Origin of the sequence: Glutamicibacter sp. AOP5-A2-18 (assembly GCF_052446055.1) — a bacterium.
Taxonomy (GTDB): Bacteria; Actinomycetota; Actinomycetes; order Actinomycetales; family Micrococcaceae; genus Glutamicibacter.
This window is the reverse complement of sequence record NZ_JBQSVW010000001.1, coordinates 2912339-2937464: the sequence shown is the minus strand read 5'-3', so window position 1 is coordinate 2937464 and position 25126 is coordinate 2912339. Positions and strand designations below refer to the sequence as shown.

At 55.7% G+C, this 25126-nt stretch carries 26 protein-coding genes; 13 read left to right on the top strand and 13 right to left on the bottom strand.

The annotated features are described in order from the left end of the window. Positions 1-60: 60 nt before the first annotated feature. A complete protein-coding gene (locus ACT3RW_RS14075; protein ID WP_444614164.1) occupies positions 61-1308 on the bottom strand; it encodes an aminopeptidase P family protein in 1248 nt (415 codons plus the stop codon). Positions 1309-2414: 1106 nt separating this feature from the next. Between ACT3RW_RS14075 and ACT3RW_RS14070 the strand changes: the two genes are divergently transcribed. Then, positions 2415-2831, top strand: coding sequence for a hypothetical protein (locus ACT3RW_RS14070; protein ID WP_262199405.1), 417 nt, complete (start codon positions 2415-2417; stop codon positions 2829-2831). A gap of 105 nt (positions 2832-2936) precedes the next feature. Here ACT3RW_RS14070 and ACT3RW_RS14065 read toward each other — a convergent pair whose 3' ends face one another. After that, complete coding sequence (locus ACT3RW_RS14065; RefSeq protein ID WP_444614163.1) at positions 2937-3569, bottom strand: GntR family transcriptional regulator; 633 nt, start codon at positions 3567-3569, stop codon at positions 2937-2939. Positions 3570-3721: 152 nt separating this feature from the next. Here ACT3RW_RS14065 and ACT3RW_RS14060 point away from each other — a divergent pair, with 152 nt between their 5' ends. From ACT3RW_RS14060 to ACT3RW_RS14045, 4 genes are read left to right on the top strand one after another with little or no spacing between them, the layout of a single operon-like run. Further along, positions 3722-4939: a sarcosine oxidase subunit beta family protein gene (locus ACT3RW_RS14060; protein ID WP_262199407.1), complete on the top strand. Its 1218-nt coding sequence runs from the start codon at positions 3722-3724 to the stop codon at positions 4937-4939. Positions 4940-4950: 11 nt separating this feature from the next. Continuing rightward, on the top strand, positions 4951-5250 hold the full coding sequence (locus ACT3RW_RS14055; protein WP_262199408.1) for a sarcosine oxidase subunit delta: 300 nt from the start codon (positions 4951-4953) through the stop codon (positions 5248-5250). Beyond that, complete coding sequence (locus ACT3RW_RS14050) at positions 5247-8144, top strand: sarcosine oxidase subunit alpha family protein (protein ID WP_444614162.1); 2898 nt, start codon at positions 5247-5249, stop codon at positions 8142-8144. Before ACT3RW_RS14055 ends, ACT3RW_RS14050 begins: the two co-directional genes overlap by 4 nt. After that, entirely contained in the window at positions 8137-8742 is a 606-nt protein-coding gene (locus ACT3RW_RS14045; protein ID WP_444614161.1) for a sarcosine oxidase subunit gamma, read from the top strand. The genes ACT3RW_RS14050 and ACT3RW_RS14045 overlap by 8 nt, the downstream gene beginning before the upstream one ends. 19 nt (positions 8743-8761) lie before the next feature. Here ACT3RW_RS14045 and ACT3RW_RS14040 read toward each other — a convergent pair whose 3' ends face one another. The 4 genes from ACT3RW_RS14040 to ACT3RW_RS14025 form a co-directional block, all read right to left on the bottom strand. Continuing rightward, complete coding sequence (locus tag ACT3RW_RS14040) at positions 8762-8989, bottom strand: hypothetical protein (protein ID WP_131089082.1); 228 nt, start codon at positions 8987-8989, stop codon at positions 8762-8764. 4 nt (positions 8990-8993) lie between these two features. After that, entirely contained in the window at positions 8994-10172 is a 1179-nt protein-coding gene (locus ACT3RW_RS14035) for a S8 family serine peptidase (RefSeq protein WP_444614160.1), read from the bottom strand. 132 nt (positions 10173-10304) lie between these two features. Then, on the bottom strand, positions 10305-11018 hold the full coding sequence (locus tag ACT3RW_RS14030; protein WP_444614159.1) for an SDR family oxidoreductase: 714 nt from the start codon (positions 11016-11018) through the stop codon (positions 10305-10307). A gap of 44 nt (positions 11019-11062) precedes the next feature. Continuing rightward, positions 11063-12139 carry an alkene reductase gene (locus tag ACT3RW_RS14025; protein ID WP_444614158.1) on the bottom strand — a complete coding sequence of 359 codons (1077 nt, stop codon included), beginning with the start codon at positions 12137-12139 and terminating at the stop codon, positions 11063-11065. A 165-nt stretch (positions 12140-12304) separates the two neighbouring features. Between ACT3RW_RS14025 and ACT3RW_RS14020 the strand changes: the two genes are divergently transcribed. After that, positions 12305-12907: a TetR/AcrR family transcriptional regulator gene (locus ACT3RW_RS14020; protein WP_444614157.1), complete on the top strand. Its 603-nt coding sequence runs from the start codon at positions 12305-12307 to the stop codon at positions 12905-12907. A 94-nt stretch (positions 12908-13001) separates the two neighbouring features. On the opposite strand, the gene ACT3RW_RS14015 is transcribed toward ACT3RW_RS14020, so the two are convergent. The 5 genes from ACT3RW_RS14015 to ACT3RW_RS13995 all read right to left on the bottom strand — a co-directional run bounded on the left by ACT3RW_RS14015 (position 13002) and on the right by ACT3RW_RS13995 (position 16655). After that, positions 13002-13796, bottom strand: coding sequence for a strictosidine synthase (locus ACT3RW_RS14015; RefSeq protein WP_444614156.1), 795 nt, complete (start codon positions 13794-13796; stop codon positions 13002-13004). A 39-nt stretch (positions 13797-13835) separates the two neighbouring features. After that, entirely contained in the window at positions 13836-14690 is an 855-nt protein-coding gene (locus ACT3RW_RS14010) for an alpha/beta fold hydrolase (protein ID WP_444614155.1), read from the bottom strand. 46 nt (positions 14691-14736) lie between these two features. Continuing rightward, complete coding sequence (locus ACT3RW_RS14005) at positions 14737-15732, bottom strand: NADP-dependent oxidoreductase (RefSeq protein ID WP_444614154.1); 996 nt, start codon at positions 15730-15732, stop codon at positions 14737-14739. 100 nt (positions 15733-15832) lie between these two features. Further along, positions 15833-16375: an alpha/beta fold hydrolase gene (locus tag ACT3RW_RS14000; RefSeq protein ID WP_444614153.1), complete on the bottom strand. Its 543-nt coding sequence runs from the start codon at positions 16373-16375 to the stop codon at positions 15833-15835. 10 nt (positions 16376-16385) lie between these two features. Continuing rightward, on the bottom strand, positions 16386-16655 hold the full coding sequence (locus tag ACT3RW_RS13995) for an alpha/beta fold hydrolase (RefSeq protein ID WP_444614152.1): 270 nt from the start codon (positions 16653-16655) through the stop codon (positions 16386-16388). A 114-nt stretch (positions 16656-16769) separates the two neighbouring features. Between ACT3RW_RS13995 and ACT3RW_RS13990 the strand changes: the two genes are divergently transcribed. From ACT3RW_RS13990 to ACT3RW_RS13975, 4 genes are all read left to right on the top strand, one after another. Further along, positions 16770-17420 (top strand): TetR/AcrR family transcriptional regulator, encoded by a 651-nt coding sequence (locus tag ACT3RW_RS13990; RefSeq protein WP_131089074.1) that lies wholly within the window; start codon positions 16770-16772, stop codon positions 17418-17420. Further along, positions 17404-18813, top strand: a complete 1410-nt coding sequence (gene lpdA, locus ACT3RW_RS13985) for a dihydrolipoyl dehydrogenase (RefSeq protein ID WP_444614151.1) — start codon at positions 17404-17406, stop codon at positions 18811-18813. The genes ACT3RW_RS13990 and lpdA overlap by 17 nt, the downstream gene beginning before the upstream one ends. A gap of 81 nt (positions 18814-18894) precedes the next feature. Then, the gene (locus ACT3RW_RS13980) at positions 18895-20100 is read left to right on the top strand and encodes an NAD(P)/FAD-dependent oxidoreductase (RefSeq protein ID WP_444614150.1); all 1206 of its coding nucleotides are present in this window, start codon (positions 18895-18897) and stop codon (positions 20098-20100) included. Between the two features lie 48 nt (positions 20101-20148). Continuing rightward, positions 20149-20589 (top strand): universal stress protein, encoded by a 441-nt coding sequence (locus ACT3RW_RS13975; protein WP_131089071.1) that lies wholly within the window; start codon positions 20149-20151, stop codon positions 20587-20589. Here ACT3RW_RS13975 and ACT3RW_RS13970 read toward each other — a convergent pair. Next, a complete protein-coding gene (locus tag ACT3RW_RS13970) occupies positions 20586-20915 on the bottom strand; it encodes a CHY zinc finger protein (protein ID WP_444614149.1) in 330 nt (109 codons plus the stop codon). The genes ACT3RW_RS13975 and ACT3RW_RS13970 overlap by 4 nt on opposite strands. A gap of 169 nt (positions 20916-21084) precedes the next feature. On the opposite strand from ACT3RW_RS13970, the gene ACT3RW_RS13965 reads away from it, so the two are divergent. Together ACT3RW_RS13965 and ACT3RW_RS13960 are read left to right on the top strand one after the other, a co-directional pair. Continuing rightward, positions 21085-22464 carry an MFS transporter gene (locus ACT3RW_RS13965; RefSeq protein ID WP_278184784.1) on the top strand — a complete coding sequence of 460 codons (1380 nt, stop codon included), beginning with the start codon at positions 21085-21087 and terminating at the stop codon, positions 22462-22464. A 160-nt stretch (positions 22465-22624) separates the two neighbouring features. Next, entirely contained in the window at positions 22625-23173 is a 549-nt protein-coding gene (locus tag ACT3RW_RS13960; protein WP_444614148.1) for a hypothetical protein, read from the top strand. Here ACT3RW_RS13960 and ACT3RW_RS13955 read toward each other — a convergent pair. After that, a complete protein-coding gene (locus ACT3RW_RS13955) occupies positions 23139-24062 on the bottom strand; it encodes a LysR family transcriptional regulator (RefSeq protein WP_131089069.1) in 924 nt (307 codons plus the stop codon). The two genes, ACT3RW_RS13960 and ACT3RW_RS13955, sit on opposite strands and share 35 nt — an antisense overlap. A gap of 139 nt (positions 24063-24201) precedes the next feature. Between ACT3RW_RS13955 and mmsB the strand changes: the two genes are divergently transcribed. Beyond that, a complete protein-coding gene (mmsB, locus tag ACT3RW_RS13950; protein WP_262199419.1) occupies positions 24202-25125 on the top strand; it encodes a 3-hydroxyisobutyrate dehydrogenase in 924 nt (307 codons plus the stop codon). Position 25126: the final 1 nt, after the last annotated feature.

Here is a 25126-nt window from a genome sequence, read left to right as displayed (position 1 = left end):
ATAAAGCAATGGTGGGGCGGGCTGCTGTTCCCACCCCACCATTGCGGAAGGCTCATTGGTTTAGATGATGTTGTTTTCCGGGCCGAAGCCGAATTTGGTGATGTTTTCGACGCTGTTGTCTTCACCTATCACCAGAATGTCGTGTTCGCGGTAACCACCAGCTCCCGGTTGGCCATCAGCCACCGTGATCATTGGTTCCATGGAAACAACCATTCCTGGCTCCAAGACTGTTTCAATATCCTCGCGTAGTTCAAGACCGGCTTCTCGACCGTAATAGTGCGAGAGGACTCCGAAGGAATGACCGTAACCGAAAGTACGGTTGGGCAGCAGTCCGTGGGAAATATAGATCTCATTGAGTTCCGCTGCGATGTCCTTGCAGACTGCGCCGGGTTTGATCAGTTCCAAACCACGTTTGTGTACCTCAACATTGATGTTCCAAAGTTCCAAGGAACGTGCATCTGGCTCGCCGAGGAAGAGCGTGCGTTCCAGCGCGGTGTAATAGCCCGAAGTCATCGGGAAGCAATTCAGCGAGAGGATATCTCCACGTTCCAGCTTGCGAGTAGTCGCCCAGTTGTGAGCACCGTCGGTGTTGATTCCAGACTGGAACCAGACCCACGTGTCACGAACTTCGCGATGGGGAAACGTCTTGGCGATTTCGTGCACCATAGCTTCGGTACCGATCAAGGCAACTTCATACTCGCTGATACCTTCACGGATGGCTGCCTTGATGGCTTCGCCACCAAGATCACCGATACGCGCACCGTGCTTGATAACCTCAATTTCCTCTGCTGACTTGATCATGCGCTGACGCATGGCATCTTGCGAGATATCAACCAAGGTTGCTGAAGCGAACGCGGCAGCAATCTTGTCGCGGGTTAGAGCAGGTAGGAAGTCATCTTCCACACCAATGCGTGAAGCCTTTACTCCATCGCGCTTGAGGGCCTCTTGCAGACCAAAATAGAAGTTGTCGCGCTTCCAGTCTGTGTAGACGATGTTCTCGCCGTAGCTGGTGCGCCATGGCATGCCGGCGTCAATGTTGGCGGTGATCGTGGTCGAGTTGTTCGCGGTGACAACTAAGGCGTAGTTGCGCCCGAATGTCGTGTAGAGGAAATCAGAGTAGTACTTGATGCCGTGGTAACTAGTCAGGATGACCGCGTCTAAGGCCTTGGCTGCCATGATCTGGCGAAGCCCGTCCAACCGACGTTCAAACTCTGCATCCGAAAACGTCAGTTGTTGCTTAATGCCATTGTGCAGAGTCTTCAGACGAGCCAACTCGGTGATGTTGGTGGTGACGTTCATGGTTGTCATTGGTCCAGCTCCTGATCAGTCATCAAATGTATGGGGAAGAACTACGCCTTCGTTGCGTGGACGTCGGTCTAGGGCGACCCGCAAAGAATATTGGTTGTGTTGCACTCATTGCAACGACGTTGCATTCAGGTTATGGGTGCACTCTGTCACTGTCAAGAAAAATATTCTCTAAATGGGGGAAAGTTTTATAAATGCAGGTCAGACCGCGAAAACTCGTGGTCAGTCGCTTGTTTCTAACGTGTTACCCCTACGTTAGAGATGGGTTTTTGCAGTCTCATGATGCTCAAATTCAACAGCGTAACGGGATGCTAAGCCGACCAAGGAATGCATTTTTGGGTGCATCAAAGAGGCCTTGGCGAAATATTGAACTGTTTGCCCGCCTTCTCAGAAAAGTTCGGTCCGTTGGAGTATGTGCGAGGTTTCATGGGTCGGTTTGATCATGCGTTTAACACTGTGCATCGCCATCCAGTTCTGGGCTTTCGTGCTCCTGTTGACGCGCATTTCGGGATGCCTGGGCACGTGGATGACCAGCGACTGACGGTGTTGGGTCAGATATGGGCGGAGCATTCAGAGTGGTTCAGTAAGTACTGGTTACCGAAGAAAAATGCTGATGTATGAAGTGGCTTGGCTTGACGAACCGCTCAAGCGGGGCAAAGGGAAAAAGACGTTGGCCAAAGACTTGATGGTCTCACTTGATTTGAAAATTTCAGGAGCGACGTCGAATGCTGGAACTCGGAGCTCAGCAGGCATACGATGAATCCACGCTCTTGGAGCCAGCGCCGTAACATAACCTCGAACGAGTTCGGTCATGCGCCAAGGCTGAGCGCAATCGACAGGGCATCTAACGATGCAGCGTGCAAGCTTTACCAGAACAGAATGGAAAGCAGGTTGAGATGAAAGATCGTCGTGTTGTGCCTGCGGCGTTAGTATCAGGTGTCTTGCTTGCAAGTATTTCGCTCACCTCATCTGGTCAACTCGTAGGACCTTCAACGCTGGCCTCGGGCATCGGATTCTTTGTGTATGGAGGATGCCAAAAACACTCGTTGCTCGGGGTAAATCATCCGCAAGTAGGATGTACTTCCCAAGTGAAGGGTTGAAATAAAAGAATGAATTCACGCTCGGGTCTCGTCCTTTTAGGCGCAGTATTTCTCGCTGTGCCATCGTTGGCTGGGTGTTCGATAGCGGACCCGCAGCGTGCTCTGACTCTGCAGGAGCTTGTAAACTCCGACAGCCAGGGATCAGTAGATGTCACGACTCAGCCGGAAGAAAATACTGAAATTGCCTGCGCAGCATCGGTGGATTGCGTTGAAAGCTACAGCACCACAGAGGCCAACTATTTTCGATTCGAGAGCAAAGACCGCGCCAAGGAATTCGGCGATACGCTTCAGGACGGGTTCACAATGAACTACATCGTCATGGACTTTGCGGGCAAAGACGCTTCTGTGGAGCACCAGCTATGGGCGATGCAAGAACTAGCAGGTACATGGAATGACTACGAAGGAGACTTTCCAGACCGTCGCTAGTGATCCTGCTTGATCGCTTCCCATGATGAACCCGAAATCGTGGCGAGGGGCCCAAGAGAATGGATGGTTCACGCGAGGCAGGTGAGAGGCACCGACAGGCGGAACCTAGAGTACTGCGCGCACCGAAGACTCGAAGCTGGCGATATGTTCGCGGGCAAGCTCGCTGGCGGTAGATGAGTCTTGATCCAGTACGGCCTGTAACAACGCCTGATGTTCAGCGATGTGTTCTTCAATGCTCGGCAAGCGGTCCAAGGTCAGGCACCAGATGCGGGTAGCTAGGTTGTCCAACCTGATCAGCGTCTCTTCCATGTGATGGTTTGCTGCAGCTTGGTAGATCAGCCGGTGTACGGCCAAATCATTTTCCATCAGCGTGCGCCGTGACTCATCACCCTTGAAGTTCGTAATGGCGTGCAGGGTCTGTTCAATCTGGGCACGTAACGATCCGCCGCCTAATGCTGCCGCGCGATCAGCTGCCAGTGGCTCTAGGGCAAGGCGGACTTCGGTGATGGCCGCAAGTTCAGTGATGTCCACCCGCGTGGCAAAGGTTCCGCGACGCGGATAAGAATGAACTAGATGGTCAACTTCCAAGCGCTTGAGAGCTTCGCGTAGGGGAGTGCGCCCGATGTTCAGTTCTTGCACCAAGGCAGCCTCATTGATCGGCTCACCTGGAGCAATGTCCAACATGATTAAACGGTCGCGCAGTATCTGGTAGGCGCGATCTGAGAGAGATTCACTCACTGAAGTCCTCCTGCTGTGCGTAGCATCCACGTAATTTTCGCCAACCCATTGACCGGGTTTCGTTTTCTATCATACAGTGAATTGCAGATTGATATATCAGTTGTCGGCAATTCATACATTGAAATGGTCCTGGCGGAGATTGGAGATTCACTGTGGCTGATCTGCTACCTGAGCACCCGGAGTTCCTGTGGGCGAACCCGGACCCTAAAAAGTCTTATGACGTAGTTATCGTCGGCGGAGGTGGCCACGGCTTGGCTACTGCGTACTTCTTGGCGAAGAACCACGGCATCACCAACGTGGCAGTCATAGAAAAGGGTTGGTTGGCTGGCGGGAACATGGCCCGCAACACCACCATCATCCGCTCGAACTACCTCTGGGATGAATCGGCTGGCATCTACGAAAAGTCACTGAAACTCTGGGAACAACTACCCGAAGATCTGGAATACGACTTCCTCTTCTCCCAGCGCGGTGTTCTAAACCTGGCTCACACCCTAGGCGACGTACGCGAATCGGTACGTCGTGTGGAAGCTAATAAGCTCAACGGGGTAGACGCAGAATGGCTTGACCCATCCCAGGTCAAGGAAGCCTGCCCCATCATCAATACCAGCGACAACATCCGCTACCCGGTCATGGGCGCTACCTGGCAGCCACGCGCCGGTATCGCCAAGCACGACCACGTTGCCTGGGCCTTCGCCCGCAAAGCCAATGAGCTGGGCGTAGACATCATCCAGAACTGCGAAGTCACCGGCTTCATCAAGGATGGCGAGAAGGTTACCGGAGTGAAGACCACCCGCGGCACCATCAACGCGGGCAAGGTCGCACTAGCTGGAGCCGGGCACTCCTCGGTACTGGCCGAAATGGCCGGTTTTGAACTGCCCATCCAGTCTCACCCACTGCAGGCACTGGTCTCTGAACTCTTTGAACCGGTACACCCCACGGTAGTCATGTCCAACCACATCCATGTCTACGTCTCCCAAGCTCACAAGGGTGAACTGGTGATGGGTGCAGGCATTGACTCGTACAACGGTTACGGTCAGCGCGGTGCATTCCACGTGATTGAAGAGCAGATGGCAGCGGCCGTGGAGCTCTTCCCAATCTTCGCCCGAGCCCACGTATTGCGTACCTGGGGCGGCATTGTGGACACCACCTTGGACGCCTCACCGATTATTTCCAAGACCCCAATCCAGAACCTGTATGTGAACTGCGGCTGGGGCACCGGAGGGTTTAAGGGCACCCCGGGTGCTGGCTTCACGCTGGCACACACCATCGCCCACGATGAGGCCCATCCGCTAAATGCCCCATTTAGCTTGGAACGATTTGAAACCGGCCACCTGATCGATGAACACGGCGCGGCAGCCGTCGCACACTAGGAGCAGCCACCATGATGCTAATTGACTGCCCGCACTGCGGGCCACGCAATGAAAACGAATTCGGCTACGGCGGAGAAGCACACGTTGCCTATCCAGAAAACCCGGCCGAGCTAAGCGACAAAGAATGGTCTCGTTACCTGTTCTACCGAGGCAATAAAAAAGGCATTTTTGCCGAACGCTGGGTCCACTCCGGTGGCTGCCGCAAGTGGTTCAACGCCCTACGCGATACCGTCAGCTACGAATTTTTGGCCGTTTATGGCGCCGGTGAGGCGCAACCTGAGATCCAGCAGCTTCAAGGAGGCACCCGATGAGCAAGCCGCAACGTCTGAGCGAAGAACTCAGCTCACGTGCCCGGATCAACCGAGACGAACCGCTGAACTTGAGCATCGATGGTCACCAGATCTCCGCCTACCGCGGAGACACCGTCGCCAGTGCGATGTTGGCCAACCAGATTCGTGCCTGTGGTCCTTCGCTCTACCTGAAGCGTCCGCGTGGCATCCTGGCCGCCGGGGTAGAAGAGCCCAATGCACTGATTACCGTGGCTGCTCGTCATGAAGCAGACATCAACGAATCCATGCTTCCGGCAACGACCGTCTCGGTCACCGAGGGCGTAGCCGTTAGCCTGCTCTCCGGTTTGGGTGTGCTGGATCCCAATACCGACACTGCTTACTATGACCACGTTCATGTACACACCGATGTTCTGGTGGTTGGTGCAGGTCCTGCTGGTTTGGCCGCAGCGCGTGAAGCTTCGCGTTCCGGCGCCCGGGTGATGCTGCTCGATGAGCGCCCCGAAGCTGGCGGCACACTCCTGGATACTGCCGGCGAGCAGATCGATGGACAGGATTCCACCGACTGGATCAGCGAAGTGGTCGGTGAATTGGCCCAGGCCGAGGAAACCACGCACCTACAGCGCACCACGGTTTTTGGATCCTATGATGCCAACTACCTGGTGGCAGTTGAACGTCGCACTGTGCACCTAGATGCTGCGGCAGCGGCCGGTGTTTCCCGCGAGCGCATCTGGCACATCCGTGCCGGACAGGTCGTGCTGGCTACAGGCGCCCACGAGCGCCCGGTGGTATTTGAAAACAATGACCGTCCGGGCATCATGCTTGCCGGTGCGGTGCGCAGTTACCTGAACCGTTACGGGGTTCGTGCAGGGGATAAGATCGCGGTCTTCACCACCAATGACTCGGCCTACCAATTGGTCAGCGAATTAGCTGCCTCCGGTTCAGTGGTGGCAGTCATTGATGCACGGCAGAGCATTTCCGCAGCGGCTGCCCAAGCGGTAGCCGACGGGGTGCAAGTCATCTCGGGTTCTGCTGTGGTTGATACCGAAGCCAATGAGGATGGGGAGCTTTCAGCCATCTTTGTTGCCACCTTAGATGAACAGCGTGAGCTGGGCGAAGTGACCCGTATTGATGCAGATGTGCTGGCTGTGGCCGGTGGCTTCAACCCGGTAGTGCACCTGCATTCGCAGCGTCAGGGCAAGCTGGACTGGAATACCAACATTCATGCTTTTGTCCCCGGCCACGCGGTAGCCAACCAGCATTTGGCTGGTGCCGTGACCGGACTACTTGATACCGCTAGTGCCTTGTCCACGGGTGCTGCCACCGGTGCAGCCGCAGCGAGTGCTGCCGGTTTTGACACCATTGCTCGGGTGCCACAAGCCCTGGATACAACGATGGGCGAAAGCCGTCCGGTCTGGCTGGTGCCCTCACGATTTGGTGATGACGCAGCCAACTACAAGTTCCACTTTGTGGACCTGCAACGTGACCAGACGGTAGCTGACGTCTTGCGCGCTACAGGCGCTGGCATGCAGTCGGTGGAACATATCAAGCGTTACACCTCGATCTCCACCGCTAATGATCAGGGCAAGACATCCGGTGTGGCAGCCATCGGTGTGATTGCTGCGGTTCTGGGCATTGAAAACCCGGCCACCGTTGGCACCACCACCTTCCGTGCCCCGTACACCCCGGTGGCTTTTGCCGCCTTGGCTGGACGCAACCGCGGGGATCAGTTGGATCCTGCACGGTTGACCGCAATGCATTCCTGGCATGTAGAGCACGGTGCAGAATTTGAAGATGTCGGACAGTGGAAGCGCCCTTGGTACTACCCACAAGCCGGCGAAGATATGGAAACCGCGGTTTACCGTGAGTCCAAGGCCGTACGTGAATCGGTGGGCATGCTTGATGCCACCACCTTAGGCAAAATTGAAATTCGCGGAGCAGACGCCGCAGAATTCTTGAACCGCATCTACACTAACGGCTACACCAAGCTCAAGGTTGGCATGGGGCGCTACGGCGTGATGTGCAAGCCCGACGGCATGATCTTTGATGATGGTGTAACCCTGCGTTTGGCTGAAGATCGCTTCTTGATGCACACCACCACCGGTAACGCGGCGGCGGTACTGGACTGGTTGGAAGAATGGTTGCAGACCGAATGGCCAGAGCTGGACGTGGTGTGCACCTCGGTGACCGAACAGCTAGCCACCGTAGCAGTAGTGGGGCCAAAGTCCCGCGAAGTAATCGCCAAGCTCGCCTCCAGCGTTGATGTCTCCAACGAAGCCTTTAAGTTCATGGCATTCCAAGACATCGTGCTGGATTCCGGGATTGAAGCACGACTATCGCGCATCTCCTTCTCTGGAGAATTAGCCTTTGAAATTGCCATCCCGGCTTGGCATGGACTCAAGGTTTGGCAGGACGTGTACGAGGCCGGCCAAGAATTTGGTATCACCCCCTATGGCACCGAAACCATGCACGTACTGCGTGCAGAAAAGGGCTTCATTATTGTCGGTCAGGACACCGACGGTACGGTCACCCCGCAAGATGCCGGTATGGATTGGGTTGTTTCCAAGCTTAAGGACTTTGTCGGTAACCGCTCCTACTCACGAGCAGATAACCAGCGCGAGGACCGCAAGCACCTGGTCTCGGTGTTGCCGGTAGATAAGAACCTACTCTTGCCAGAAGGTGCAGCACTGGTATCGGTGGAGGAACTGGCCGCCGAGGGGATCACCCCAATGGACGGCTGGGTCACCAGCTCCTACAACTCGGCTGCATTGGGTCGAACCTTTGGTTTGGCGCTAATCAAAAATGGGCGCAACCGCATTGGTGAAACCCTGCGAACCCCGGTAAATGGCCAGCTTGTTGAGGTCACCATCGGTGAAACCGTCCTCTTTGACCCGGAAGGAAGCCGTCGAGATGGCTAATGACACTTTGATCAAAAATGAAACACGTGTGTCCCCTGCAGCGCACCTGTACCAAGAAATGGCTGACGCTTCGGTGCCCGGCGCATTGTCGTTGAGTGAAGTTGCCTTCAGCACCAAGGTCTCGGTGCGTTGTGCACCGGGCAGTGCTGGCTTTGACGCCGTGGCAACAGCTACCGGTGTGGGTTTGCCTCAAAAGGTCGGAGAGGTGCGTGGTGAAGTGGATACCGTGGCAGTGCTCTGGTTGGGCCCGGACGAGTTCTTGGTGGCGGCCCCGGAGGATGCGCAACTGGCGGCTAAACTCGATCAAGCTCTAGGGGAAAATCCAGGACAGGTAGTGGACCTTTCGGCCAACCGCAGCGTGCTGGAACTTACCGGCGCTAGAGCCCCGCTGGTGCTACGCAAGAGCTGTCCGGCAGATCTTCATCCACGAGCATTTGCGGTGAATCACGCGATCACTACATCACTGGCTAACATTCCAGTATTGCTCTGGCGTACCGGTGAAGAAAGCTGGCGGATCATGCCGCGAGCTTCCTTCACCGAGCACACCACGCGTTGGCTCATTGATGCGATGATCGAATTTCGTACCGAATCGATCTAGCCGGGTTAGCCTGGACGGGCTACTCGTCTAGTGCGCGGTAGGTGCGTTGGGCATCCACCGATTGCACGGAATCTAATCCACGTAACTGTGTAGCAACCTGCTCGCTGCCCTGACCAATAACTTGGCCCAGGGCAGCGAGCACTCGTTTAACTTGTAAACCGTGAGATTCAAGTTCACTCACCGCGCCGGTGGCTTCAATGCCTTCGGCGAGCGTGATGACATATACCGGTAATTCAGAGTCGGACATGAGCCTAGCTTTCTGCGCTGGTGGGGGCTTGGGCCAGGCCGGCACCCACATCGGTGGCAGGCAAGGACAGGCTGCGAGCCTCTTGGACTAACTTGTCCCACAGTTCTTGGGCACGTAACCCGGTGGATTCTGCCAACAGTGCAGCAAGTCCAGCCACATGCGGGGTCGCCATGGAGGTACCGCTGATGGTGTTGTAGCGCCGGGAGCCTGGCCAAGAGGAATAAACATCTACACCAGGACCGGCAATGTCCACCTCGCCGCCCTCGGTGCTGATCGCTTGGGCCGAGAAGTCAGCAACCGCCAGTTTTGAGTCCACCGCGGCCACCGCCATGATGTACGGGCTATTAGCTGGTGCACCTACAAAGCCGGGGTTTCCCGCTGAACGCTGGGCATTGTTGCCGGCGGCGGCCACGATCAAAGATCCTAGTTCCAAGGCGCGCCGGCCTGCGGTGACATAGGGCGGGTGCACGGTTTTTACATCGGCGCCCAGAGACATTGAAATGACTTGGCACTTGTTTTCCAGCGCCCAGTTGATGCCAGCGAGGATATTGGAGTCAGAACCTGAGCCGTCGGCGCCGAGCACCTTGCCGGCAAAGATATTCGCCTCGCTGGCCACGCCATAACCCGGGCCTTGCTCAGGAGTGCGTGGTCCACAGGAGGTGCCGATGCAGTGGGTTCCATGACCGTGGCTGTCGGCAGCATCTTCGCCGTCCACCAGGGATTTGGTGGTGACGTTGCGTCCGGCAAAATCCGGGTGGTTAGCATCAAAGCCGGTATCCAGAACCGCGAGGTTGATGCCCTTGCCGGTGTAAGAGCTGAGATCTGCGCCCACAGCTTGCAGTCCCCAAGTGAACTGCCCCGTGTCGGTGAAACTGTCCTTGGCTACAGCATCCGGAAGGATGCGGTAGATCAGTTCGGGTACCACCTCGGCTGGCAATCGGTGGCCTGCGCAGCGTTGGCGGAAATTATCAAGCTGGTCAGCTTTGCTGGTGACCACCGCGATGCCCAACATTGGGAAGTACTCGCTGATGGAGTAGCCCTGTTCGGTTAGCAGTTGAGGAACTTGCTGCTCGCGAGCTTCGGCAGCGATGCCCGGGGTTGCCGGATCCGCCGAATCAAAGATGATCACAAAGCGGTCGGGAACTTCGGTGGCTGCTGAGCGTGGAGAGTTTTTGCTGAACATGTCGGGCTCCTTGCTGGTTCGTGGACGTTGCACCTGCGAGTGCTTCGTACTGTACAAGCAGGGCCCGACATGTCACCACGCTCGCCACCGAATACCCAGCGAGCTTTTACTTGGCTGTTTTTACTTGCCTTATTACTTGCCCTGTGCCAATTGTGGGTAGAGAGCTTCCAATGGTGCCGACAGACCGGACTTCACCTGTACGGAGGTTTCGTCAGCAAGAACTTCAAACTCTCCGGCCTCGGTAGCATCAAGTACCTTGGTCACCAGCACTGCTGGATCCAGCTTTGGATCGGTGCTTGCAGCGGCCATGGCGGTATCAACCCAACCTACGTGCACGCCGACTACCTGCACGCCTGCAGGCTGCAGTTCCAGGCGAAGCGAGTTGGTTGCGGACCAGAGGGCTGCCTTGGTAGCCGAGTAAATTCCGGCGACCGCATACCAAGCCAGAGCCGAGTGGATATCGATGATTGCGGTGTTCCCACCCTTGGCTGACAGCAGTGGAGCGTAGGCACGAGCCAGGAACAGTGGGCCCAAGAAGTTCGTCTCAACATTGGCACGGATTTCTTCGTCGCTGTGGCTCAGAATCGCCGAGGTGCTTGTCGAGGCGCCGGCGTTGTTGATCAACACTGTGACATCTGGTGCAGCTTCGACGGCGGCCTTGATGGACGCCGAGTCGGTGACATCCAAGGTCAGCGGTACAACACGCTCGTCATCCCAAACTTGTGGGTTGCGGGCTGAGGCGTAGACCTTGGCTGCGCCACGGGCCAGAGCTTCGCGGACAAAGTGGCCACCGATTCCGCCGTTTGCGCCGGTGACTAGAACAACTGCATCTTTAAGTGAAGTCATGAGAATGCTTCCTACTTTCTTTTGTGAATTTGTTTCTGTTGGTTTTAGGCGTGGGCCAGGGTTGGGTAGTCGATGTAGCCCTTTGCTCCACCGACATAGAGTGTGGCTGGGTCCAAATCATTAACCGGTGCGTCGGTACGCAGGCGTTCAACAACATCTGGGTTAGCTAGGGCAATGCGTCCCAGTGGTTCGATATCTGCCAATCCTGCCTCGATGTCCGCACCGATAGTTTCGCGTTCGCGGCCATAGCGCACTACCAGCACGGCCGTTGGCCAAGACTGGCGCAAGGAGCACAGTAGTACGTCATCGCCCAAGTGATGAACGTGCAGGTATACCAGATTCAGTTTGGCCAATTCTCCGACCAAGTGTTGGTACTGGGCATGGACATCTGCTGGCTCGCCCTCGAACAGGCCTCCGAGTGGGAAAGCAGGCGAGATGCGGATGCCGGTGCGATCCGCTCCAATTTCTTCGGCAACCGCCTGAGCGACCTCAACGACAAAGCGTGAACGATTTTCTACCGAGCCACCGTATTCGTCGGTGCGTTCGTTGGCATTTGGGGCCAGGAACTGGTGCAACAGGTATCCGTTAGCGGCGTGGATTTCTACACCGTCAGCTCCAGCCGCGATGGCCGAAGCAGCTGCGTGACGGAATTCGCCAATGACTTCTTGGATATCTTCGCGGCTCAGTTCGCGTGGCACGGGAGTCTGCTTTTGACCCTCAAGGGTGAAGATCTCTTGCTCGGCGGAGATCGCTGACGGCGCTACCGGCTGACGATGATGTGGGGTGTTATCCGGGTGAGCCGAGCGGCCAGCGTGCATGAGCTGAATGAACAGGTGCCCACCTTCAGCATGAACCTCATCAGCGACCTTGCGCCAGCCTGCGATGTGCTCTTCGGTGTAGATGCCTGGGGTGTTGAAGTAGCCCTGGCCGTCAGCCGATGGCTGGGTTCCTTCGGTGATAACCAAGCCGAGGGATGCGCGCTGTGCGTAGTACTGTGCGACATGCTCGCCCGGGGTGCCGTCTGCATTTGAGCGGTTGCGGGTCATCGGCGCCAAAGCAAGGCGGTGGGGGAGTTCGATCCGGCCGAGAGTGAACGGCTGCCAAAGGGACGGGGAAGTCATAACGAGCGGTTTCCTTATCTACTAATTGTGGGCACTGTCCTAGGGTTGAGGCCTTGTTGCCTCACGCCATCGTGGAAGAATGGAAGGTGTAAATTTCCAACCCCAGCAAACGGTGACTATAATCAAAACTGAGTGTAGTCATAGTTTATTCCCGGAGGATAAAAAATGTCAGTGGCGTCCCAGCCCCTAGGGCGGCGTGAGCGGAACAAGCAGGAAAAGCTTGAACGCATCACCGCGGCCGCCAGTAAGCTCTTCGCCAAGTACGGCGTAGACGAAGTGACCACACAACAAATTGCCGACGCTGCCGATATCGGCACCGGTACACTATTCCTGTATGCCAAGAACAAAGGCGAACTGCTACTGCTGGTGCAAAATCTGCACTATGCGCAGTCTCTGGAACGCGGATTGTCGGCAGCGAATAAGTCCTCCACTGCGCTGGATGGAATTCTGGCCTTTATTGAACCAATTGTTGAATGTAACCGCGTCCAGGTAGAAAATGGCCGTACCTACCTGCGTGAGATGGTTTTTGGAGATCCGGAAGAACCTCACCACGCTGAAGCCTTAGCTATCGTTGAGCAGACTCAAGCGGCGACGGCGGACCTTCTAGTCGAGCGCTCCCATATGCCGCAGGATCAGGCAAAGAGTTTTGCTTCGGTGATCTCATCGATCATGTTCTTGGAATTGTCTGCGACGGTCAATGCCCAGTCCAGCAACTCGGAAATCATGGGGCGACTTCGCACCCAAATTTCCTCGATACTGCCAAGCTAAGCTGAGGCAATCAAGCAGTGCACTAAGGCCTGCGCCATTCGGTCAGTGGGTTGGACTGACCGAATGGCGCAGGCCTTAGCAGTTTGCCGGGCGGCTAGGATTCGGGTGCTGCGAGAATCTCGCCACCCTTTACGTAGCGCAGTGTCGTTTCCACATCGTAGGCGTGAACTGCCGAGGTAAAAGGCGCAATTAGCTCCGAAAGATTGGCAGCCTGACCTCCAGCGAAAAATTTCTCACGCGCCTCGTCGTCAACAAAGCCAAGAATCACCGAAGCATGTAAATGCTGGTCCTCAGGATTATCGTGCGCCACATTTGGGGTATCCCACAGCTTCTGACTCCAAGGTAGAAATACCTGGGTGCGAAGTTCAGTAAGCACCCCGGTCTCTACTAGAGCTGGTACCAAAGTTTTCTTCACGAACTTATGGAAGGCCACCGTGCCGGTGTCCTTGCCGCGGCGTAGGTACAGCACTGCGCGAGATCCCGGATGGGACCCAGGAGCCACGTCGTACCACCGGGACGAACTCGGAGGTCCGGCGTAGAGCAAGGTGCGGCGGAAGACATTAACCTCGTCTGCAAAGGCCAATGCAGTTTGCTCGCGCCCAGCCAAAGGGGACAGAGCATTTTCAAAGGTTACTTCGGCGATGCCGTCAATCTTCCGATCCTCGGGAGTGAGCGTCTCCAAGGACGGGCGGGCTGGCCACCGTCCAGGATTAGCTTCTGCCAGATGAATCTGCCGATATTCGGTCAAGCCCGGAGTATTGGCGATAATCCCCGAATGGGGGCCTTTCCAATAGTCCATGCCGGTTTGGCGTGGCTGGTCCTTGCGCATCCACAGCAAGATCGATGAAGTGAAGTGCTTAGCGACCTCTGGTTTTGCTTTCTCACTCATTTTCATGCCTTCCAATTGATTCTTGCGAAGAAAACGGGACTACTCGGACAGGAACTCGGCGGCGACCGGCGCGAACTTCTCCCAGTACTGGAAGACGCCACCGTGACCGGAGTTCGGGTAAATGATCAGTTCGGATCCGGCGATGCGCTGGTGTAGGTCTACCGAAAGGATCGATGGAACCATCCGGTCATGATCGCCATTGGCGATCAAAGTTGGGATGGTGATCTTTGACAGATCTGAAGGTGTCGAACGGCCAAACTTCACGATGGCCTTGAGCTGGGTTTGCAGCGCTTTAAATGCGATGTCCTTGTCGCGGTCAACGGTGCGCTCCTTCAAACGCTCCACAAAAGCCTTGCCAGCTTTTTTGCCTTCCTTGTTGCGTTCGAAGAACAAGAATTCTTTAGGATCTGAGCGGGTGATGGTGGCGCGGAAGATGTCCCAGTAGGTCACCGCAACCACCTTGTCGATGTTCCGGCCGCCACGTGGTCCGGTGCCGGTGAGCACCAATTTCCGCACCAGATCTGGGTGCTTGACCACTAGGTCCTGAGCGATGAAGCCACCCATAGAGAACGAGAAGATATCGATCTTGTCGTAGCCCAGTGCGGTAATGAAGTTGTACGCATCGTCAGCGGCTGCCTCCAAGGTGTCGGGAACTGTGCCAGAAGATGCGCCTACGCCGCGCTGATCAAAGGTGATAACGTGGCGGTTTTTTGCGATGGCATCAACAATGCGTGGGTCCCAGTTATCCAAGGTTGCTGCCAAGTGGACAAAAAAGACAACCGGGATGCCGCCCTTTGGGCCCAACTCGCGGTAGGCAAAATTGACGCCACCGGCACTGATGGTTTTTGCCGGTGCTTGCGCGTAGGAAGTGATGACTGGTTCATTTGTGGACATGATTTCTGCACCTCCTGAGCTTGGGGAATGCTAAATGGTATGAGAACTAGGCGCCGAGGATAACAACTTTGCCTCGGGCGCCACCCTTGGCTAGAGCTTCCAAAGCTTGAGGTGCCTGATCAAATTCAAAGGTCTTGCCAACTACCGGATTGAGCACATCATTGTCGATGAGCTTGGCGATTTCGCGCAGCTGTTCGCCGCTGGCATCCATGAACAAGAACTCGTAGCTGACCCCAAGTTTCTTGGCCTGCTTGCGGATTTTGGCGCTCAACGCGGTGACGGCCAAACGGAACACTACGTTCAGACCCGCCTTAGCTGCGAAGGCAGGATCTGGTGGTCCTGAGATGCCGATGGCCTTGCCGCCCGGACGCAGGATACGCAGTGATTTCTCCAGGTTTTCGCCGCCGAGTGAATCGAGCACTAGATCGTATCCGGAGAGCTCCTTTTCGAAGTCCTGGTTGCGGTAGTCAATAACTTCATCGGCACCCAGCTCGCGGACAAAGTCGGCATTCTTGGCAGACGCAGTAGTGGCCACATACGCACCGAGGTGCTTGGCGAGCTGGATCGTGATTGAGCCAACGCCACCGGCGCCAGCATGGATCAGCACCTTCTGTCCCGGCTGAATATTTGCGCGGACTACTAGGGCCTGCCATGCAGTGAGCGCAACCAACGGCAACGAAGCGGCCTCTGCGATAGTGATGGTGGTTGGAGCCAAAGCAACGTCGGCCTCATCGATGGCGATGCGTTCGGCAAAGGTGCCAACGCGGAAATCGCGGGGGCGAGCGTAGACCGTGTCCCCGACTTTGAATCCGCGGACCTGGGAGCCGACACTGATGACAGTACCGGCAACGTCGTGGCCAAGGACTAGCGGAGTCTCGTAGGGAAGGATGGTTTTGAATTCGCCTTCACGAATCTTTTCGTCCAGCTGGTTCACGCCAGCTGCCAGTACCTTCACCAGTACGTCGTGCTCGCCGAGGGATGGCTCGGGAACGTTGGTCTCGCTGAGCGTACCTTTGTATTTATCGATAGCGAATGCTCGCATGTTACGTGCTCCTCTTGGCTGGTGTATGGATATTTGTCGAAACGTCGCTCGGTCAGCGACTCAAGAATTTAGTGATGGTTTGTGAAATTGATGCACGGTGTTAGGAGACAACACCATGCCCGGCGTCCGGGTAGATCTGCACCTGCGTTTGGGGGAGTACCCGCTTGAGCGCTTCGGTATTTTCTGGGAAGACCATTGCGTCAGAATCGCCGTGCAAATCTAGTACGGGGCCAGCGAACCCCAAGGTCACGGGCGTTGCTTGGCCCCAACGCTTGACTGCGTGTAGCTGGGCCACTAATACGTTTGGCGCTACCGGCTTGTCACGACCGGTGGACCGGAGCATTAGCCGAGCCTGATACTCTTTGGCGGCTTGCTTGCCGTTGTCAGTTTTTGTGAAAAACAAGACGGAGGTGGGGTTGACCAAAGTGATTGCCCCACGTAGGACACCGCGGATGAAAGTCTTGGTCATTTGCGTCAGTCCAGGACCGCTCTGCGGTCCGGTCCCGGCGAAGACTACGCGGTTCACTAATTCGGGTGCTTGGCGTAGGACTTCCAGTGCCACCATCCCGCCCATGGAGAGCCCAAATAGATCAATTTGAGCTAGGCCTAATGCTCGGATGGTCGCTATCGCATCTTGAGCCATGGCCTCGAAATTATCTTGCGGTGTTCCGGTAGAAGCACCCCACGCCGCGGTAGCCAATCAGGATGACTCGTCGCGTGGCGGCGATGGGGCCGATGAGTTCTGGATCCCAGCTATCGAGGTTCGCGCCCAAATGGGTCAGCCCGACCAGGGGCAAGCTCTCATCCTGAGCATTACCAAGTTCGCGGTAGATGAATTGTGCCCCGGCGGCATCCACCGTGCGATTTTCCGTAGCAACAAGCGATGCTGTGGCACCGTGATCTTCGTTAGGTTGCTTTGTCAATTGCGCTGTGTGCTTCCTGCCTTGTTCGCTGTGAGGATGAAAGGTTTTCATCTCCATGCTTCCGAGTTTACTCAATTATGAGCAAACTCAGATATTTTTGTCAAGGGAGGAAATATGAAGTCTGTCTATGCTCCCCGTGGTCGCAGGGAACGGGCTAAAGAAGAAAAACTTAAGCGAATTTTGTCCGCAGCCAGCTACCTGCTCGCTAAAGAGGGAATCAACAGTGTCACAACGCAACAGGTTGCTGACAAAGCAGATATCGCTATCGGAACCCTGTACCTCTATGCGGGAACCAAAGCGGAGCTTTTGATTATGGTGCAGAACCAAAAATTCGCCACCGCAATCGAAGAAGGGCTGGCTGCCGACACCTTGATTAAGGGGCCGGAGCCTCACCCCGTTCGAGACCTCATGGCTCTGATAGACCCGGTGCTGACCTGTATTCGAGAGCATCCAGAAAATGGTCGCACCTACATGCATGAGCTAGTTTTTGGCGACCCCGCAGAACCTCATCGAGCCGAGGGACTGGCCCATGCCCAGCGTTGGGAACAAGGAATGCGAAAGGTGCTCTCGGAGTACGCTGGCCTTGACGCAGCGATACTCGCTCGTGTGATCACCTCGATAGTCCATGTCACTGCAACGGCCACCATGTACCTAGATGACTCATTGCCTGTCATCCGCGCCAACGTTGAACAGCAGATCGCAGCAATCTTGCCAAGAGAAACAAATCTGTATCTAAAGGAGAACTTCCATGAACACCAGCACTAATCACTTTGACGTTGTCGTTCTCGGCGCAGGCCCCGGTGGTTATGTCGCCGCTATCCGTGCCGCGCAACTGGGCAAATCGGTGGGCGTCATTGAAAAGCAGTACTGGGGTGGGGTGTGCCTTAATGTGGGCTGTGTTCCTTCCAAGGCCCTGCTGCGCAACGCTGAACTTGCTCACACCTTCACTCATCAGGCTGAACAGTTCGGCATCCGCGGAGAGGTGGACTTTGATTTCTCGGTCGCTTTTGACCGCAGTCGCACCGTAGCCGAGGGAAGAGTTAAAGGTGTGCACTTCCTCATGAAGAAAAACGGCATCACCGAGATCAACGGACTGGGTAGCTTCAGCGACGCTCACACCCTTCAGGTTCAGCTCTCCGAGGGCGGAAGCCAAACCGTCACTTTTGACAACGCCATCATTGCAACGGGCTCCACTGTGAAACTGCTGCCAGGGGTGGAATTAAGTAAGAACGTTGTGACCTTCGAGTCCCAGATCCTTTCCCGAGAACTGCCAAACTCCATGGTGATCGTCGGTGCCGGAGCCATTGGGATGGAATTCGCCTATGTCCTTGCCAACTATGGAGTCGAGGTCACGATTATTGAATACCTTGACTGGGCTCTACCCAATGAAGATCCAGAAGTTTCCAAAGAGATCGCCAAGCAGTATAAGAAGTTGGGTATCACCCTGCTCACCTCGGCCTCGGTGAATACCGTCGAAGATGATGGATCCTTAGTGACCGTGACCTATACACCGAAGGGTGCTGAACCCAAAAGCATCGTTGTGGACAAGGTGCTAATGTCCGTGGGCTTTGCTCCACGCACCGATGGCTATGGGCTGGAAAATACGGGCATCACATTGACCGATCGCGGTGCCATCGGTATCGACGACTACATGCGCACCAATGTGCCACACCTGTACGCGATTGGAGATGTGACCGCAAAGCTGCAGCTGGCCCACGTGGCTGAGGCCCAGGGCGTCGTGGCAGCGGAAACCATCGCCGGCGCAGAAACCCAGACGCTGGGAGACTACCGGATGATGCCACGTGCGACCTTCTCGCAGCCGCAGGTTGCCTCCTTCGGGCTAACTGAACAGCAAGCGCGAGATGACGGCCACGAGCTGAAAATTGCTAAGTTCCCATTTACCGCCAACGCAAAGGCGCACGGCCTGGGTGAACCCGGAGGATTCGTGAAAATCATTGCCGATGTCCAGTATGGTGAGCTGCTCGGCGCACACCTGATCGGTGCCGATGTGGCTGAGCTGTTGCCAGAACTCACGCTCGCTCAAAAGTGGGATCTGACCGCGACCGAACTTGCCCGTAACGTGCACGTTCACCCGACGTTGGGAGAAGCTTTGCAGGAAAGTTTCCACGGGCTTACTGGACACATGATCAATCTCTGAGTGAGTCGATTAAGTCCTTGCCAAGCACAGCGTCCGGGTGTGAGTATCGAGGTACATGGTTGTCGAGGAATCGGGTGCAGCATGGAATCGATCGTTGTCCTTGGTGGGGGTTTAGCCGCTGCAAGCGTCGTGAGCGAATTACGTGAGCGTGGTTATTCCGGGAAGCTGACTTTGATCAGTGATGAAACCGATTTGCCTTATGAACGTCCGCCGTTATCTAAAGGCTTCTTGCAAGGCAAGGAAGAGCCAGCGGACTTCATCGTTCATGACTCCACTTGGTACTCCGAACATGGGGTTACTCTGCGTCTGGGTGTGGCCGGGATCAGCATTGAAGCGGAACAGCAACGAGTACTGCTAGCGGATGGCGATTCGGTGAGCTATGACCATCTGGTTCTAGCCACCGGATCGCGGGCCAGCCTCGGGAAAGAGGCTCCGATTGCCGGCTATGACTTGCCTGGTGTGCACGTGTTGCGGACGCTGAATGACGCAAAGTCTCTGCGTGAGGACATCACTGAAGGAACGCAAGTAGCCGTGGTCGGCTCTGGCTGGATTGGTATGGAGGTCGCTGCCTCGGCGCGTCAGAGCGGAGCGCGGGTCACCGTGTATTCGCCTACCGACGTTCCGCTGAGCAAGGTTTTTGGCGAGCGCTTCGGAAACTATCTCTTGGAGCTACATCAACGTCACGGTGTCGATGTGCGTACAGCACGGGTACAGGGCATCGAACGAGCGGACGGGCATCTGCAAGTGTATTCGGATGCTGGATCCTCCCGTGCTGACGTTGTAATCCTAGCGATGGGTGCGGTTCCGAATCTGGAACTGGCTGAAACTGCGGGGTTGGACGTGGACGGTGGCGTAGTTGTTGACCAGAGCCTACGAAGTAGTAATCGACAGATTCTCGCAGTGGGAGATATTGCCCAAGCTTTTAACACACATCTCGATCGCCACCTGCGCGTAGAACACTGGGATAACGCAATACGCCAAGGGAAGCTGGCCGCCGCAACGCTCACCGGCGCTGATGAGTCCTCTGACTGGTTGCCGTACTTCTTTACAGACCAGTTTGATCTGGGTATGGAATATGTTGGCCACAGTTCACCGGATGACACAACGGTGATCCGTGGAGATACTGAATCTGGAGAATTCATTATATTCTGGCAGCACGGCCAGACGGTGACTGCTGCGGCCAACGTGAATATTTGGGACGTCAACGATACGTTGCGGACGCTGGTGGGGCGGAACATCGACGCGGAACGTTTGGCCGATGTGCAGATTGATTTGACGCAACTTTAGTTCGGGATTTTTGGTGAATACCGGTTCGTTAGAAAGCAGGAACAGCTGATGGGCACGATGGTTTTGGGTGTGGAACCTGGAATGAATGCAGCCGTGTTGGCGGCCGCTGGAAAGCTGGCGAGAGAATTGCATGCACGTCTGGTGTGCGTTTATGCAGACTCTGGACGGATCATGACGCAAAAGTTGGCCGCCGGAGACCTGTTAACCTCGGCGGGCAAAGTCTCAGAGGAACTAGCGTGGGAGATTTCCTCGGTGATTACTGGTGTCGAATTCGAAACCTACACAGTTGCCGGCGACCCAGCAAAGGTGCTCAGCGCAGTAGCCGAGCAACTTGATGCTCAAATGATTGTTGTCGGTACTCGAAGAGCTGGCTTGCGCAACAGAATGACTGAAATCATTGACGGCTCCATTGCCGTCACCTTGGCGCACAAACAGCTGCGCCCCGTATTGGTTATTCCTCGGCAGCCTGAAGCTGCCGAAGACTTCTAAGACGACAATTCGAAATACATGTTTTCGTGGAGTTTGCAGCCTGGGTTGAGTAGCGCTTGGCAGTGCGGGCATGAAGATGAAGCACGGTATTCATCAATGCTTAGTTCGCAGCGGCAAACCCCGCAGAGAACCGCGGGTTGATCAAACTTATCTGCCGGCCAAAGTTGGGCCGGATGATCAGCCAATTCGGCGTGGCAGAGGTGGCACGGGTAGTAGGTATCGCAGCAGGCGTGCTTGAGCGCAATCACGTCGTTGAGCTGATGATAGTGAGCGCATCTGGTTTGTTCATCCATCTGTACACCACGCAAATTCACGTTTATCGCCACGGGACCTCCTGAAGAACTTGATGGCCTGTGCAAAAAAGCACGCCGAATGTGCACAATCTGTTTCCTACTATGCACCGTTGCGACTATCTTTGGCGATGTGATCCGGGTCATACTCTCTGGTGAAGCTGGTTCCGATGGGGTGACTGGCAAGGGCGTTAGGAAATAAATCGTGGCCAGTGAAACGTCAACAAAATCTGAACGCAAAGGATTGCGCAGGGTAGTAGCGGCTTCCATGGCAGGAACTGTGGTCGAGTGGTATGAATTCTTCCTCTATGCCACCGCCGCCACTTTGGTATTCAACAAGATCTTCTTTCCAGACAACGGCAATGACCTCGACAACATCATCAAAGCCTTCCTCACCTACGCGGTGGGATTCATCGCTAGGCCAATCGGTGGCATTGTCTTTGGACACTTTGGCGACAAGTACGGTCGCAAGCACCTACTACAGGTGGCCATCGTCTTGGTCGGTGCAACGACCTTCTTGATGGGCTGCCTGCCGACCTTCCATTCAGTTGGCTACGCAGCACCAATCATGCTGGTCGCCTTGCGCTTCCTTCAGGGATTTGCTGTGGGTGGCGAGTGGGGCGGCGCGGTGCTGCTAGTAGCCGAACATGCTCCGAGTAAGGAACGTGGATTCTGGGCCTCCTGGCCACAAGCTGCTGTTCCAGTCGGAAACCTGCTGGCAACCGTGGTGCTGTTGGTTCTGTCTTCCACCTTGAGCGACGAAGCTTTCTTGGCCTGGGGTTGGCGTATCGGTTTCTGGCTTTCAGTAATTATCGTCATTGTTGGCTACTACATTCGTACTCGTGTTTCGGACGCACCAATTTTCCAAGAAGCAAAAGCTGAGCTGGAGCAGAATGCTGCCGTCGGCTATGGTGTCGGAGAAGTATTCAAGCGCTACCCACGCGGCGTCTTCACCGCAATGGGACTGCGATTTGGTGAGAACATCATGTACTACATGGTGGTGACCTTCTCGATCACCTACATGGCCACTCAGTTGAAGATGGTGACCTCAACCATCTTGGGCCTGATGCTCATTGCCCACGTCATTCACGCAATCTTGGTTCCGCTGGTTGGACGCTTCACCGATACCCGCGGGCGCCGTCCGGTTTATGCCACTGGCGTTATCCTCATGATGGTCTGGGGTGTAGTGGCATTCCCAATGTTCAACACTGCCAACCTTGGCATCATCCTTGCCGCTATCGTGCTGGGACTTGCGATACACGCACTGATGTATGCTGGCCAGCCAGCCATCATGGCTGAAATGTTCCCAACCCGCATGCGCTACTCAGGTGTTTCCTTGGGCTACCAGGTCACCTCGATCGTGGCCGGTTCCATGGCACCGATCATCGCTACCTGGCTACTGAAGGTCTACGGATCTTGGGTTCCGGTGGCTGGTTACATTGTCTTCGCAGCACTGGTCACCTTGGTCGCAGTCTTCTTCATGCGTGAAACCAAGGGAACTGACTTGAGTGCCATTGACGAAGCGGACCGTTTGGCTACTGATGGTGAGGTTGAAGTAGCAAAGCATTTGAAGATGCAGAAGTAACAGCTTCGTCGATAGCCAAGAAGGTGGTCAGTTCATCACAGAGCTGGCCACCTTCTGTTTTTCTATTGCGTAGGTGCGTAGGTGCGGAGAACCCAGCGGAGCTTTCCGGGGTGCGGGCGTAGACTTTTCGTCTGGGAAAAACACGTCCAAGGAGAAAAAGATGCAACCGTGCCGACTGTATATTGTGGGCGCCAGCGGATCAGGAACAATGACGCTAGGTAGGGCCGTGGCCACTGCTTGGTCGGTGCCTCATGCTGATTCGGATGACTACTTCTGGCTCCCCAGCGATCCGCCCTACGTTCAAGCACGGCCCGTCAAAGATCGGGTGGATCTGATGCTTAGCATGTTTGTGCCACGCGCCGCCTGGGTCTTATCAGGCTCGGTTAATGGGTGGGCAGATTTGGTCTTACGACAATGTGATGCCGTGGTCTTTTTGTCCTTGGACCCTGCGGTGCGCCTCAGCCGGACCAGGCAACGCGAATTGATCCGTCGTGAGGGGGAGGATATCGACAGTGCTGCCTTTGACGAATTTATGCACTGGTCCCAAAGTTACGACGATCCACAATTTCACGGTCGAAACCGGGCTAAACATGAAGCGTGGTTGGATACGTTGAATTGCCCTGTACTGCGCCTTGATAGTTCGCGCAGCGTGCCAGAGCTGTGTGAAGCGGTGCTTAGTTGGGAGCCTGCTCAGGGAACGGAAGAATAAACCAATCCCCATTGGCTGCTGCATCATTCAGCGCTCGAACGGTCGCCTGCACGGCCTTGCTGCGCAGAGCTTCCTCGCGGCCGACAAGCCAATATTCCGAGAGATAACTGAACTGATCGTGCAGCACCGGAATCAGATTCGGGTAATGCTTAGATAAGAAAACGGGGAGTAATCCGAGACCAGCATGATTCATTGTTGCTGCGTACTGCACGGCAATGCTGGTCGAGGAAATTGCTCGCCGCATAGGCGGTAGATGACTGGTCGCCTCGTCGAGCTTGTCCACGGTCAGAGCGGTGTCGATGTAGTAGTTCAGGCTATGCCTAGCCAGCTCTGAAAGTTGTTGCGGAGTTCCATGGACTTCTAGATATTCGGCGGTAGCGTATAGTCGCAATTCATAGTCCATGAGTTTTGTGGAAGCCGCTTTACGGACGTTGGGCTGTCCAATGACTATTTCCAAATCCATGCCGGTGCGAGTCTGCCGCGCACGCGTGGTTTCCGAAACAATTTCAAAAACCAACTGCGGATGACGGGCCTGCAACTTAGCCAAAGCAGGGGCAGCAAGATGAGCGCTGAACGCATCAGGCGCTGCCAAGCGCACGTGACCGGCGAGCGCTGGGGAATCGTCCTCGGTGCTGATCGCTGCTACCGCCTGCTCGATGGCCTCGGCACTGGCCATGGCATGGCGTCCGAGGTCCGTTAGTTCCCAACCGTTGGGTGTCTGTGTCAGCAGGTGGCCGCCCATGGCCTTTTGCAGGGCGTCGATGCGCCGGGAGATTGTCGAGTGGTTCACCCCGAGTACAGCTGCCGCTGCGGTGTAGCGACCCAAGCGTGCCACGGTGAGCAAAGCAATGAGGGATTCGAGGTGGCGGTAATCGATCTGACGGTCCATAGAACCAGTCTGCCATGGGCAGTGTGCGCCAGCGCACACTGCCCATGCGCAATTAGATTGCTCCCAAACATTGAGTGCCCCTAGCAGAGCAACCTACTCTGGCTTGAGAAGACAAAACTCAATGGTGAGGGGATATTCGATGAGCACGTACGCATGGATTGGTCTAGGCAATATGGGCGGACCGATGACCGCCAACCTCGTTGCAGCAGGTCATCAGGTGCTGGGCTTTGATCTCAACGAGGATGCCTGCAATACCGCGGCCCAAGGCGGGGTACAGATCACCAGTTCGGTCCTCGAAGCCATTGATGGTGCCGAAGTAGTCTTCACTATGCTGCCCAAGGGGCAGCACGTGCGCTCGGTGTATGAAGGTGAGGCAGGAATCTGGGCCAACTCCACCAAGGACATGTTGCTCATTGATTCCTCTACCGTGGACATCGAAACTTCACGCTATATCCATGAAGGTTCTACCCAACGTGGTTTGAACTTTGTTGATGCCCCAGTCTCTGGTGGCATTTCCGGGGCAGCTGCAGGAACCCTGGCCTTCATGCTTGGCGGTGCGCAAGAACTCATGGAGCGGGCAACCAACTATATTGCCCCGATGAGTGGGCGGACCATCATCGCAGGTACGGCCACTATGGGCATTGCCGCCAAGATCTGCAACAACATGATGCTCTTTATTGATCTGATGGCTAGCGCCGAAGGCTCTCAGCTGGCCGAAAAGCTCGGACTGGATCCCAAGGTGTTCTGGGAGATCGCTTCGGTCTCGTCGGGCAAATCCTGGGCGCAACAAACCTGGTACCCGGTCCCGGACATTATCGACACTGCCGCGGCCAACAATAATTTTGAGGCCACCTTCCGTGCGGATCTAGCGCGCAAAGATATCGGCCTTGCCTTAGATGCCGGGGAAAGCACCGGGGTGAGCTTGCCGGCGGCGACACTAGCCCGGGAACAATTTGATGAGCTAATTGCCCAAGGGCTGGGGGATAAGGACTGCTCGTTGATCGTCAAAAACCTCTTGCCTGACGGTGCGGTCCGCGGGTGGAACCCAGAGCAGGCAGGCTAAG

Bases quoted from the DNA above. Each gene is read 5' to 3' on its own strand.
- mmsB (WP_262199419.1), top strand. From the start codon at position 24,202: ATGAGCACGTACGCATGGATTGGTCTAGGCAATATGGGCGGACCGATG.
- ACT3RW_RS14020 (WP_444614157.1), top strand. From the start codon at position 12,305: ATGTCAGTGGCGTCCCAGCCCCTAGGGCGGCGTGAGCGGAACAAGCAG.
- ACT3RW_RS14040 (WP_131089082.1), bottom strand. From the start codon at position 8,989: ATGTCCGACTCTGAATTACCGGTATATGTCATCACGCTCGCCGAAGGC.
- ACT3RW_RS14025 (WP_444614158.1), bottom strand. From the start codon at position 12,139: ATGACTTCCCCGTCCCTTTGGCAGCCGTTCACTCTCGGCCGGATCGAA.
- ACT3RW_RS14050 (WP_444614162.1), top strand. From the start codon at position 5,247: ATGAGCAAGCCGCAACGTCTGAGCGAAGAACTCAGCTCACGTGCCCGG.
- ACT3RW_RS14030 (WP_444614159.1), bottom strand. From the start codon at position 11,018: ATGACTTCACTTAAAGATGCAGTTGTTCTAGTCACCGGCGCAAACGGC.
- ACT3RW_RS14015 (WP_444614156.1), bottom strand. From the start codon at position 13,796: ATGAGTGAGAAAGCAAAACCAGAGGTCGCTAAGCACTTCACTTCATCG.
- ACT3RW_RS13980 (WP_444614150.1), top strand. From the start codon at position 18,895: ATGGAATCGATCGTTGTCCTTGGTGGGGGTTTAGCCGCTGCAAGCGTC.
- lpdA (WP_444614151.1), top strand. From the start codon at position 17,404: ATGAACACCAGCACTAATCACTTTGACGTTGTCGTTCTCGGCGCAGGC.
- ACT3RW_RS14010 (WP_444614155.1), bottom strand. From the start codon at position 14,690: ATGTCCACAAATGAACCAGTCATCACTTCCTACGCGCAAGCACCGGCA.
- ACT3RW_RS14055 (WP_262199408.1), top strand. From the start codon at position 4,951: ATGATGCTAATTGACTGCCCGCACTGCGGGCCACGCAATGAAAACGAA.
- ACT3RW_RS13990 (WP_131089074.1), top strand. From the start codon at position 16,770: ATGAAGTCTGTCTATGCTCCCCGTGGTCGCAGGGAACGGGCTAAAGAA.
- ACT3RW_RS14045 (WP_444614161.1), top strand. From the start codon at position 8,137: ATGGCTAATGACACTTTGATCAAAAATGAAACACGTGTGTCCCCTGCA.
- ACT3RW_RS14005 (WP_444614154.1), bottom strand. From the start codon at position 15,732: ATGCGAGCATTCGCTATCGATAAATACAAAGGTACGCTCAGCGAGACC.
- ACT3RW_RS14000 (WP_444614153.1), bottom strand. From the start codon at position 16,375: ATGGCTCAAGATGCGATAGCGACCATCCGAGCATTAGGCCTAGCTCAA.
- ACT3RW_RS14070 (WP_262199405.1), top strand. From the start codon at position 2,415: ATGAATTCACGCTCGGGTCTCGTCCTTTTAGGCGCAGTATTTCTCGCT.
- ACT3RW_RS13975 (WP_131089071.1), top strand. From the start codon at position 20,149: ATGGGCACGATGGTTTTGGGTGTGGAACCTGGAATGAATGCAGCCGTG.
- ACT3RW_RS13960 (WP_444614148.1), top strand. From the start codon at position 22,625: ATGCAACCGTGCCGACTGTATATTGTGGGCGCCAGCGGATCAGGAACA.
- ACT3RW_RS14075 (WP_444614164.1), bottom strand. From the start codon at position 1,308: ATGACAACCATGAACGTCACCACCAACATCACCGAGTTGGCTCGTCTG.
- ACT3RW_RS13955 (WP_131089069.1), bottom strand. From the start codon at position 24,062: ATGGACCGTCAGATCGATTACCGCCACCTCGAATCCCTCATTGCTTTG.
- ACT3RW_RS14035 (WP_444614160.1), bottom strand. From the start codon at position 10,172: ATGTTCAGCAAAAACTCTCCACGCTCAGCAGCCACCGAAGTTCCCGAC.